Below are 12,215 nucleotides of genomic sequence, written 5' to 3'. Positions count from 1 at the left end.
AGCTTATTTCGACTCCTTCTCTTTGTAAATAGCATACTGCTCTTGTAAGTTATATGGCATTTCACCTGCATGCATATTTTCAATTAGTTCAGTTACTTTTTGTTTTGGTGCTTGGTCAGCTTGTTTAATCGCCTCTTTAATTTCTTCTTTCGCACGCTCGATTACTTCTTCTTCCTTCGCCTCAGACCATAAGCCCTTAGCCTCTAAGTATTTACGGAAACGTACGATTGGGTCTTTTGCTGCCCACTCATTATCCGTATCTGCTGTACGGTAACGCGTTGGGTCATCCCCTGCCATTGTATGTGGACCATAACGATAACACATTGTCTCAATTAATGTTGGGCCTTCGCCTCTTACAGCACGATCACGCGCATCACGCGTCGCTACATATACTGCTAATGGATCCATACCATCTACTAACACGCTTGGGATACCTGCTGCAATCCCTTTTTGAGCAATTGTTTTTGCTGCTGTTTGCAATTCACGTGGTGTGGAAATTGCGTATTGGTTATTTTGTACAATGAAAATCGCTGGTGATTTGAACGCACCTGCAAAGTTGATACCTTCATAGAAGTCACCTTGTGATGAACCACCGTCACCTGTATACGTAATAGCTACTGATTTCTTACCGCGCTTTTGTAAGCCAAGTGCTACACCAGCCGTTTGAATATATTGTGCACCGATAATAATTTGTGGCGCTAAAATATTTACACCCTCTGGCACTTGGTTTCCGATAAAATGCCCACGGCTAAATAAAAATGCTTTCCATAATGGTAGACCATGCCATACAATTTGAGGTACATCACGGTAGCCTGGTAAAATCCAGTCTTCTTTTTCAAGTGCAAAATGAGAAGCAAGCTGTGATGCTTCTTGACCTGCTGTAGGAGCATAGAAGCCTAAGCGCCCTTGACGGTTTAAAGAAATTGAGCGCTGATCTAAAATACGCGTGTAAACCATACGTGTCATTAATTCCACAAGCTCTTCATTCGATAAATCGGGATTCGCTTCCTCGTTAACAATTTGCCCTTCTTCATTTAAAATTTGGAACATCTGAAATTTGTCTTCAATTTCATGTAATGTTGCTGCTGGATCAAATTTTTTCAACATATTTTCACCCATTTGTAGTACAACTCCCTTTCAACTGTATTAAAAAATAATTAATAATCATTAGTACAACAACTTCTTCTCCTTGAGTATAAATAATAAAACTTCATCGGTCAATTATTAGTTTTTCTTTATTAGACACATTTTTTCATATTTTGCTCTGGAAATGAAAACGCTCTCTCTGTTATACATTAGCGTTCATTCTGTATTATAACAAAGGTGAAATTCAACAATAACAAGCATTTCCCCCGTATCAATTAGCAATAAAGCTTTTTAGCAATAAATTCCCCTTAATCGACAAAATATTTTTCAAGCTTCCTTGAAAACTCCCTTTCAAAATCTGTGACATCCGCTAAAAAAGTTATTGTTACTCCTTAAAAGTAAAGTCAGCATAATTTCTTTTTCAAGCAGCCCGAAGGTTCACTTTATATTGCACTTTTTTTCACAAAGTAATACGAGAAGCAAACATTTCACATTGAACAGACATACTGTATACTTAATAAAGAGAGTAAAATAGAAAGGGAGCTTTTTTATGATTTTAATGGAACATATTATTCGTGAAGGTCATCCTGTATTACGTACCCGCACTGAGGAAGTAACATTTCCTCTAACAGAAGAAGACCGCAAATTAGCTGAGGAAATGCTACAATATTTAATAAATAGTCAGGACGAGGAAATGGTTGAAAAATATAATTTACGCCCTGGTATCGGACTAGCAGCAAACCAAGTCAACAGCTTAAAGCGCATGTTTGCGCTACATTTAGAAGACGACAAAGGAGAACAATTAAGCTTTGTCGCTATTAATCCAAAAATCGTCAGCCATTCGGTTGAGCAAACATATATTGAATCAGGTGAAGGTTGCCTTTCCGTTGACCGAGTTGTACCGGGCTATGTACCACGCTATGCGCGCATCACCGTAAAATTTATGACTGTTGATGGGAAGGAGCAAAAAATGCGCTTAAAAGGTTTACCTGCTATCGCATTCCAGCATGAGCTAGACCACCTAAATGGCATCATGTTTTTTGACCGCATTAACGAGCAAAATCCATTCGCAGAAATACCAGATGCTACGCCATTTATTAGAGAATAATTCATCAATCGTGCCTCTGCTAACTTTAGTCTAGCTTTTTTCGTGCTTGCTCGAAAAAGTTTGTGACACCTGCCGCAAGTCTGACCAACACAGTAGTCGTTCTTGCAGGAGAGGATGTTCTTATAGTTTCTTTTTTATCAGCAAATGCTTGAATATTTGCTGCAATAGGCCTAATGCGTTTATTTACCACTTATAGGGTTGAAAGAAATTAATCGAAATACATGCACTCAAAGTATATTTGCACTTTGGTTGCATGTATTTTTTTTTAGTTTAACCTAATTTTAACCTCCATCTTTTATAATAAATAAAAAGCATATGAATTGAGGTGTTGGACATTGAAAAATCATATTATTTTACAAACTAATCAAGGTTGGCACTTACAGCGAATGTATATAGATAAATTTCATAATAGAATGCTCGTGAAAAGCATTCATCAAAATGCCGCTGAATATCGCGCTCGTCTAAATTATGAATTCTCGCTATTTTCTAATGATACAAACCCATGGCTCTTGAAACCAATTACTGTTGATTATATCGATCAACGCTACGGACTTATTTATGAAGATTTCGACGGTATTCCTTTAATTAATTTCAAAAATATGACTGTATCTCAGTTTTTACAAATTGCAATTGAGCTTAGTAATATTTGCATAAGTCTGCATCAAAATCAAATTCTATTTTTAGCGCTTAGTCCATATCATCTTTTAATTCAGCCTGATTCCTTGAAGCTTAAGTTGCTGAGCAGTGAAACAAGTACAAAATATAATTTTCGCGCTACAATTGTAATGGACAACACACAGCCGCATTTGCAACAGCTTCATTATTATGCACCTGAACAAACAGGTAGATTAAATATCGCTATTGATTATCGAGCAGATTTATACGCACTTGGTGCTATCTTTTACCAACTATTAAGTGGTGCTCCACCTTTTATCGGTGAGAATGCACACGATATTATTTACAATATTTTAACGAAAAAGCCTGCACCATTATTCACTACACAGCATAAAAACACTTTCGTTATTTGGCGAATTATCGAAAAGCTACTCGAAAAAAATCCGAGCGCTCGCTATCAAAGTGCAGTTGGTTTAAGGGAAGATTTACTTACTGTCCAAAAAGCACTTTCGACAGGTGAAACATTAGACAATTTCGTTTTAGGTGCTGAAGACATTACATTATCACCTACGCTAACGAATAAGCTTTACGGTCGTGAGCAGCACGCGGCAGCCCTTGCCAACTTATTTCAGCAAGTAATAAAGGGAGATAAAAAATTCGCGCTTATTTCTGGTGAAGCAGGTGTAGGGAAATCTCAACTTGTTTATGGATTAAAAGACAAGGTAGCTACAGTGAAAGGCTATTTTATTGAAACAAAATATAATCAATTGCAATTAGATAATGATTTTACTTACGTTATCCACCCATTGCGCGACTTATTAAAGCAAGTATATATGGAGGGTGAGATATCCGTTAAAATTTGGCGTCAGCATTTTGAAAAGCAGCAATTGCATGTAACGACAGACCTTGCAGTGCTTTTTCCAGAGCTTCGCTGGTTTTACGAGAAGGGCAGTATTCAAGATATCTATTACGAGGATAGCAAACAATTACAGGCTCATTTATTCAACAATATTAAAAAGATTTTACAAAGCTTTGCCCTACAGAAAAGACCTATTGTTTTATTAATTGACGATTTACACTGGGCAGATAAAAATACATTAAAAGCATTAATCGATATTTATGAACAACATCGTGAAGGCTTTTTAATGATGATTACAACATTGCGTAGTCATGAAAAAAATGAACCTGAGGAACAACAGCTAAAAGATGCGCTTCCCTTTTACAAACATATCGAGCTAAAAGAACTGGAAAAAGATGATGTTATGCTTTGGCTTAAAGAATCAATCCATATGCATAAGACGACTACAGCCGAAATCGTTAAGCATCTATATAATTTAACAAATGGTAATCCATTATTTATTAAAGAAGCTTTTCGTTCTCTACAACAAGACAACACAATTTATTTAGATTTCGAATCTAAGCAATGGCATTTTGATATACAGAAATTTAATCAAGCTGCACTGAACTCAGAGTTACTACTGTTTCTTGAAAACAAGCTTGTTAATTTGCAAAAAGACACTTTGCATGTTCTACAAATTGCTGCCTGCTTGGGGACTAAATTTGATTATCATATATTACGACAACTGGTCAACTTTACCAACCAAACGCTATTGACACAGTTGGATACACTTATAGCAAACGGATTTATTATCCCTTTAAATACCGATTTTAAATGGGCAAGCCAGCTTGAATTAGAGGAAGTCCTTTTGACACATACTTTGACTTTTCAATTTGTTCATAATCGCTTTCAACAAGCTGCTTATAAAAAACTATCTGAGGAGCAAAAATCGCAGCTTCATTATTCAATTGGTCAGCTTTTCACAACATTTATTGACAATTCCCAAGATAGCCATGAGTTGCATGAGGCGGTTAAGCATTTTAATTATTGTCGCTCCTTATTGAGCGATAAAGAAAAATATCAGCTCGCCATTTGGAATTATTATCTTGGCGTCAACGCTAAAAAAATTGGACTTTTAGAAAATGCGCTGTACTTTTTAATGACTAGCAGAGATTTACTTCCCTCAAACTGCTGGCAAGTTATGCGCAAAGAAACAATGGATATTTATATTCATCTAGGGGAATGTGAGTGTTTATTAGGTCATCTTGACTCTTCTAATAAACATTTATCAGAGGCGTTGCTCCATTCTAAAACATTGCTTGAAAAGCTAGCCATTTACAATTTAAAAACGTTGCTCCATATAGAATCAGAGGACCCTCATACGAGTATTATTACTGGTTTAAAAGGCTTAGCTGAAGCAAAAATGGAATTGCCGGAGCGCCCTAACAAGCTCCAAGTATTAAATGAACTAATTAAACTACAATTTACCCTACGCACGAAAACAGATAAAGACCTGTTAGTAGCTGCAAATGATGAAAATAAAGAAATAGAAATCATTACTCAAATATTAATTAATATGGCTGCAAGCACTGTACGTGTTGATTCTAATTTAACAGGCATTGCATTAATGCGCGCTTTTCGCCTGCAATTAAAATATGGACTTGGTTTAAAGGGCGGCATTATTTTCGCTAATTACGCAATGCTCTTAAACTCAGGCTTTGGCAATATTAAGGAATCTATTCGCTTTGGTCAGCTCGCCATTGAAGTAGCAGACAATCAAGATAGCATCTATATAAAGGGACATGTCTATTATGTATACGGCTTATTTATTAGCCATTGGACAAATTCATATGAAACAAGCATCTATTATATGAATAAAGCGCAACAGTATTGTCACGAAATAGGACTACATGTAATTACAACAACCGCTTCTTGCTTCATCGTTGTCGCACAGCTTATTCGCGGTACATCAATTTCTGAGTTACAGCAGGAAATCAAGCGACAGCAGGATGAATTTTCATTACATGCAACATCTTTAACAATTGATTTTTTAGGTGAAATGGCTTTATGGATGAATGTACTTCGCGACCCCCATCACTTTATCGAATGGTCCTACCCATTTCAAATACAGGATCAACCGGCTATTAAAATGATGCATTATTCCGTTCGACTACAAATGTCATTTTTATTAAATAATGAGCAGCAAGGGGCAAAGGTATTATCATTATTAAATCCTATCCATAAGGAAATTCTCGATTTACCAATTACAACACTGTATTACTTTTATCGAGCATTATGGCAATTCGATTGGCTTCATCAAGAAAAAGATAGCCAGCAGGAGCAGAAAGGTTATCGCATAGAAATTAAAGAAAGCATTCAAAAGTTTAAAAAATGGATGAAATTCGCCCCTCAACATTACGAGCACTTATACGTATTGCTGCTTGCAGAAAACTGTCGTATTCACAATGAGCATAACAAGGCAGTGCTCTATTATGACCGTGCTATCCAGCTTGCAAAAATGCGCCATTTCATACAGGATAGCGCCATTGCTTGCGAGCGTGCAGCAAATTATTATCAAGCAAGACAAGATAATACGACGGCTCAATATTACAGTGCTCAAGCAATCAATGCAGCCCGTCAATGGGGGGCGGAAACAGTTGCAGAGCATTGGGAAGCTTTATACGATGTTCATGCACTACCAATGACAGTACAGCACAACCATTTAGGAAGCAATTTCGAATTGATGACGGTGCTAGAAACAACACAATCATTTGCAAAAGATATCCAAATGGAGGGGCTATTGCAAAATATTTTGTTCTCATTGCTCAAGCATGCAAGCGCAACGGTTGGCTATTTTATTCATAGACGTGCCGATGAGCTCATCGTATTAGCAAAGGCTGAGGCAGACCATACACTATTTGCCACATATGAGCAGCAGCATATTGAGCAATTCCATGAAAATATGCAGTCAATTGTACGCTATGTTATTCAAAGTGAAGAGCCCTATATTATTCAAAACACAAATGCACCTAACGCATTATTGCGTTCATTGCCAACAGCTAAATCTATTTTATGCTTACCAATTCACTATAAAAGTGAAATTATCGCAATTCTCTATTTAGAAAACACATTAACAACGAATGCCTTTAATGCAACGCATCTCGATTTGTTAAAAATGCTTTCTACGCAAATCGCCATTTCGATTGAAAATGCTCAAATATACGAGGAGCTTGAACAGCGCGTACAGGCAAGAACGAGGCAAGTAGATGAAACAAATCAGCACCTGAAAAAGGTAAATGAACAGCTCGCAAAAAATGAGCTTGAGCGCAAGAAATTATTGCATAGTATTTCGCATGAACTGCGCTCACCTATCACTTCTTCTTTAGGCTATATTGAACTCATTTTGGATGATGTTATTACCGATGAGGCAGAAAAAATAAAATATTTAACTCGCGGCAAAGAACGACTACTTTCTTTAAACACTTTAATTCAGGATTTATTTGACTTAGCAAATTTAGAATCAGGCAGAGCCGAATATCAATTTAGCAAAATAAGTGCGCAAGAGCTTTTCCAACAATTTGAGCTGCGCTATGAGCACGAAATTGAACAGCTCGACTTGCATTACAGCGCTAATTTTTACGGCTCACAGCATGCACAACTACTAGTAGATACCGCGCGCATACAGCAAGTATTCGAAAACATTATGTCAAATGCCATGAAATATACGAAAGAAGGCGGCATCGAATTGTCCATTTATACAAATAATGAACATCTTATTTGTTCTATTAAAGATAGCGGTATAGGCATACCCGCAAGCGACATCCCATTCGTCTTTGATAGCTATTACAGGGCATCAAATTCCAATATTAAAAACTCACATGGTATCGGTCTTGCGATCTGCCAACAAATTATTACACAGCATCATGGCGAAATAAGCGTAACAAGCTCCGAACACAACGGCTCAACATTCACCTTTAAGCTGCCGTTATTGAAAAACTAAAAATTAGAAGGTTAGCTGAAAAGCGATATGTCCCACATGCTACACCGCTTTTCAGCTAGCCGTTACTTCTTTGGCTGATTATTATTTTGTTGGATTTTTGATTTTATTTACGAGATTTATTGATATAATTGCGATTTTCATGCTTTATTTGCTTTTTATCAGATGTATTAGGGAGTTTTCTTCATACTTATCGGTGTATTTCATTTTTCAGCATTACTGCAAAAATACAAAAGTCATTGTACACTATTTTTTAGTGTGCAATGACTTTTTCTCATTGTTTTTCATCTTTATTGCTAAAAATATAACCAAAGCCTCGCACTGTTTGGATATATTTCGGCTGTGAAGGATTTTCTTCAATTTTTCGGCGTAATGTACTCATATGAACAGATAAGGTTTTTGCATCTGCTGTACCGTCAAATCCCCAAGCGTAATCAATTAATTGCTCTGCGCTCAGTACTTTATTTGCATTTTTTATTAAATAAAATAGCAGTTGTCTCTCCTTCGTAAATAAATTGACTAATTGCCCCGCCTTATACACCATCTTGTCATCTATATGAGCCTCCAACTGACCAAACCTCATAATTTGCTGACTAGCTGTGGCACCTCTTCTTTTTAAATGCGCTTGCACACGTGCTACTAGCTCCTTTGGAATAAAAGGCTTTGTTACATAGTCATCTGCCCCAACCTCAAAGCCTAGCAGTTTTTCCTCAATTAAATGATTCACAGTAACAAAAATAATAACAGCATCTGATAGTTCTCGAATTTTTTCAGCTAATTGAAAGCCATTACCGTCGGGTAAATTTATATCTAGTAATATTAAATCTGGTCGATGTTGTGCAGCAATGTCCCAAGCTTCTTGAAACGTCATTGCCTGCAATACTATGTAATTAGCACTTTTCATAGATAAAGCTAATACTTCCATAATATCTTCATCATCTTCAACTATTAATATTTTTTCACCTGCCACTTATGTCTTCACTCCCCCTCATCATCAATTCTTCTCCCCTATAAAGTGAAACTTCAATCAGTTGAGGTTTTCCTCATCCCCACTGATTGTTAGTTGAATCAATCGGGCTTTTACGGGCAGTTGATCTCCCACTTATCCTTAAGCCGACTTTCACTTAAGTCTTGTAGTGGGCGTCTTACTGCCCGTTAATGCGAGATAAATGCTTGTGCTTTTCTATTCGCAATCCATTTTATATAACCCCTAATTCCTTCATTGCTTTGTATAAGCCATCCTCATCCACGTGCGGCGCTTGCACATCCGCTACTTTTTTTACCTCTGGATGACTGTTGCCCATTGCAACACCAATTCCCGCAGCCTGTAGCATTTCTATATCATTTAATCCATCGCCAAATGCGATTGTATTTTCCATTGTATAGCCTATTTTTTCAACTAATTTTTGAATTCCTCGAGCTTTTGAGCCTCCCTGTGGTAAAATATCACATACTTCTGAATGCCAGCGTACAAATTGCACATTAGGAAACGCCTTAGCATACGCCGCTTCTTCATGCTCCTCCATAAAAAGTAATGTTTGATAAACTGGATTATTTTTATAAAAATCAGGCTCCACTTGCGGATAAGGGCAGTGCAATGTTGCCAAGCTTCCTCGAACGCCTTCATGCCCTGGCATTGAAGCAACCATTTGCTTATCATCAATGAAAACAACAGGATGCCCTTGTACTGAGCTAAATTGAATGATTTTCTCCAAAAGCTCATTACTAAGACCGTCTGAGAAAATAACTTCTCCTTTATGAACAACATATTGCCCATTTAATGTGACGTATGTATCAATGGCAAGCTCTTCAAGCAGCTCCTCAATCATAAAAGGTGCGCGCCCTGTTGCAATTGCTAATTCATAGCCATTCGCACGTGCCTGCAACAAAGCTTCCTTTGCTGAGCTGGGTAAATTTTTCTCACTATTATAAAGTGTTCCATCCACATCAAAAAATAAAATCTTCTTCATTATCTATTCATTCTCCTTTACAAATACCTGAAAATTCTGTATAATCATCACAAGGAGTGATGTGCCATGCTAAAACGGCTCAAAAAGAAATTATTGAAACGGTTAAATGGCGTCCTCGGAAAAAAATCAATTGCTTAAGCCCTTCTTTTGAAGGGCTTTTCTTTATTTTAAAGGAAACGCATGATAATATAAAGGAAATGTATTTATCTTCATTCCACAATTGTATGATGTTGCCTCTATTAAGATGAGCTAACACATGTTGAATTAAGATGAAGCCTCTAGCGGATGTCATAGATTTTTGAAGGAGAGGCGGTCAATTAACCATCGGGACGTGTCGTGATGGTTTTAGATTCATTTCCATAAGCAAGCTTGAAAATCTGGTCTAAAGTTAGCCGAGGCGTAATTGATTTTGTACTTGAGCTGACCTAAGCGATAAGTGATTTCACATTCATTTATTCCTACGATGCAAATTTTTCAGACATTCAATAATGCATAGTAAGAGATAAATGGTGAATATAAAAATGCAACAATAATGTACGTAATTCAAAGGAGAGTCAATATGATTTACAAAGTTTATTATCAAGAAAACAAGCACGAAACTCCAGTTCGCGAAAACACTAAAACACTTTATGTAGAAGCTTCTTCAGAGCGTGAAGTACGCGCCTACTTAAAAGAACGAAACTACAATATTGAACTTGTTCAGCTTTTAGAAGGCAATTACTTAGAGTATGAGCAAGCAAGTCCAAACTACCGTCTGGAGAACGCATAAACTTTATGAAATTTGTTAAAAATGATCAAGCGGCTGTTTTCGCGCTCGGCGGACTGGGCGAAATCGGCAAAAACACATATGGCGTTCAATTCCAAGACGAAATTATTTTAATCGATGCAGGCATTAAATTTCCTGAAGATGATTTATTAGGAATTGATTACGTTATTCCAGACTACACATATTTAGTGCGGAATGTAGACAAAATTAAGGGACTATTTATTACACATGGACATGAAGACCACATTGGCGGTATTCCATACTTACTGCGTCAATTAAATGTCCCGGTTTATGGCGGTAAATTAGCGCTAGGTTTATTGCGAAATAAATTAGAAGAGCATGGTTTATTGCGCACAACCAAGATGATTGAAATTAAGGAAGAAGATATTATCAAATTCCGAAAAACATCGGTTAGCTTTTTCCGTACAACACATAGTATTCCAGATGCATACGGAATCGTTGTAAAAACACCACCCGGCAACATCGTCCATACAGGAGATTTCAAATTTGATTTTACACCTGTTGGTGAGCCAGCAAACTTAACAAAAATGGCCGAAATTGGGCGTGACGGAGTACTCTGCTTATTATCAGATAGTACAAATGCTGAAGTACCGAACTTTACGATGTCTGAACGTAAAGTTGGTGAGAGCATTGATGATGTATTCCGCAAAGTTGAAGGCCGTGTTATTTTTGCAACATTCGCATCAAACATCCATCGTCTACAACAAGTTACAGATGCAGCAGTAGCACATGGTCGCAAAATCGCTGTATTTGGACGCTCGATGGATAATGCAATTTCAATCGGTCGAGACCTAGGCTATATTTCAGCGCCAAAGGAAACATTTGTCGATGCCGGAAGTATTAATCGCCTACCAGCCAATGAAGTGTTGATTTTATGTACTGGCTCACAAGGTGAACCTATGGCTGCTTTATCACGAATTGCTAATGGTACACACCGTCAAATTCAAATCCAACCTGGTGATACAGTGGTGTTCTCTTCATCACCAATTCCAGGAAATCAAATTAGTGTTAATAAAATTATTAACTTGCTCTACCGCGCAGGCGCGGAGGTAATTCATGGCTCGCTTAATAATATTCACACTTCAGGACATGGCTCGCAGGAAGAACAAAAGCTGATGCTTCGTTTAATGAAGCCAAAATTCTTTATGCCAATCCACGGTGAATATCGCATGCTGAAAATGCATACACAGCTTGCTGAGGATTGCGATGTACCAATCGAAAACTCATTCGTGATGGAAAATGGGGATGTTTTAGCATTAAGTGCAAATGAGGCACATGTCGCAGGCCGAATTCCTTCAGGTGATGTTTATATCGATGGCAACGGCATTGGTGATATTGGCAATATCGTTTTACGTGACCGTCGCATTTTATCTGAGGAAGGTCTTGTTATTGTTGTCGTAAGCGTCGATATGGAAAAGCATAAAATGGTTTCTGGTCCTGATATTATTTCACGTGGCTTCGTCTATATGCGTGAATCGGGCTTAATGATTAATGAAGCACAAAAAATGCTAAATCAGCATTTAACAAAAGTGATTCAAGAAAAATCAATCCAATGGGCTGAGCTCAAAAATGAAATAACTGATGCTTTAGGTCCATATTTATATGAAAAAACAAAGCGTCGTCCAATGATTTTACCGATTATTATGGAAGTGTAAGAGAGGCGCCCAACATGCCGTGCAATTGCCGGCATGCTGGGCGCTTTTTGCAAATTTATAAACCTATTTTCTTAACTTGATGGCTATGGGGACTCCCTTTTACTTAGAAAAAACACCTTTAAAATCAGTATTTCTCTCGTTTTCAAAAAAGCATTTTAA

7 protein-coding genes are annotated in these 12,215 nt (G+C 37.3%); 4 read left to right on the top strand and 3 right to left on the bottom strand.

What is annotated here, in order from left to right:
- Window positions 1–3 precede the first annotated feature (3 nt).
- Window positions 4–1,119 (bottom strand): pyruvate dehydrogenase (acetyl-transferring) E1 component subunit alpha, encoded by a 1,116-nt coding sequence (pdhA, locus tag C9J36_RS03080; protein ID WP_066169588.1) that lies wholly within the window; start codon window positions 1,117–1,119, stop codon window positions 4–6.
- A gap of 517 nt (window positions 1,120–1,636) precedes the next feature.
- Here pdhA and def point away from each other — a divergent pair.
- Together def and C9J36_RS03070 are read left to right on the top strand one after the other, a co-directional pair.
- Window positions 1,637–2,194 (top strand): peptide deformylase, encoded by a 558-nt coding sequence (def, locus tag C9J36_RS03075; protein ID WP_066169586.1) that lies wholly within the window; start codon window positions 1,637–1,639, stop codon window positions 2,192–2,194.
- A gap of 335 nt (window positions 2,195–2,529) precedes the next feature.
- A complete protein-coding gene (locus C9J36_RS03070) occupies window positions 2,530–7,647 on the top strand; it encodes an ATP-binding protein (RefSeq protein ID WP_107942203.1) in 5,118 nt (1,705 codons plus the stop codon).
- Window positions 7,648–7,918: 271 nt separating this feature from the next.
- Here C9J36_RS03070 and C9J36_RS03065 read toward each other — a convergent pair whose 3' ends face one another.
- Complete coding sequence (locus C9J36_RS03065; protein ID WP_066169583.1) at window positions 7,919–8,614, bottom strand: response regulator transcription factor; 696 nt, start codon at window positions 8,612–8,614, stop codon at window positions 7,919–7,921.
- Window positions 8,615–8,843: 229 nt separating this feature from the next.
- Entirely contained in the window at window positions 8,844–9,614 is a 771-nt protein-coding gene (locus tag C9J36_RS03060) for a Cof-type HAD-IIB family hydrolase (protein ID WP_066169581.1), read from the bottom strand.
- A 559-nt stretch (window positions 9,615–10,173) separates the two neighbouring features.
- Here C9J36_RS03060 and C9J36_RS03055 point away from each other — a divergent pair.
- Together C9J36_RS03055 and rnjA are read left to right on the top strand one after the other, a co-directional pair.
- Entirely contained in the window at window positions 10,174–10,383 is a 210-nt protein-coding gene (locus C9J36_RS03055; protein WP_066169580.1) for a DNA-dependent RNA polymerase subunit epsilon, read from the top strand.
- A gap of 5 nt (window positions 10,384–10,388) precedes the next feature.
- On the top strand, window positions 10,389–12,056 hold the full coding sequence (gene rnjA, locus C9J36_RS03050; RefSeq protein WP_066169578.1) for a ribonuclease J1: 1,668 nt from the start codon (window positions 10,389–10,391) through the stop codon (window positions 12,054–12,056).
- Window positions 12,057–12,215: the final 159 nt, after the last annotated feature.

The sequence above is a fragment of the Metasolibacillus fluoroglycofenilyticus genome (genome assembly GCF_003049645.1).
GTDB lineage: Bacteria > Bacillota > Bacilli > Bacillales_A > Planococcaceae > Metasolibacillus > Metasolibacillus fluoroglycofenilyticus.
This window is presented reverse-complemented; position numbering and strand designations above follow the sequence as displayed.

Excerpts from the sequence above, each read along its gene's own strand:
- def (WP_066169586.1), top strand. The coding sequence starts at position 1,637 with ATGATTTTAATGGAACATATTATTCGTGAAGGTCATCCTGTATTACGT.
- C9J36_RS03055 (WP_066169580.1), top strand. The coding sequence starts at position 10,174 with ATGATTTACAAAGTTTATTATCAAGAAAACAAGCACGAAACTCCAGTT.
- pdhA (WP_066169588.1), bottom strand. The coding sequence starts at position 1,119 with ATGGGTGAAAATATGTTGAAAAAATTTGATCCAGCAGCAACATTACAT.
- C9J36_RS03060 (WP_066169581.1), bottom strand. The coding sequence starts at position 9,614 with ATGAAGAAGATTTTATTTTTTGATGTGGATGGAACACTTTATAATAGT.
- rnjA (WP_066169578.1), top strand. The coding sequence starts at position 10,389 with ATGAAATTTGTTAAAAATGATCAAGCGGCTGTTTTCGCGCTCGGCGGA.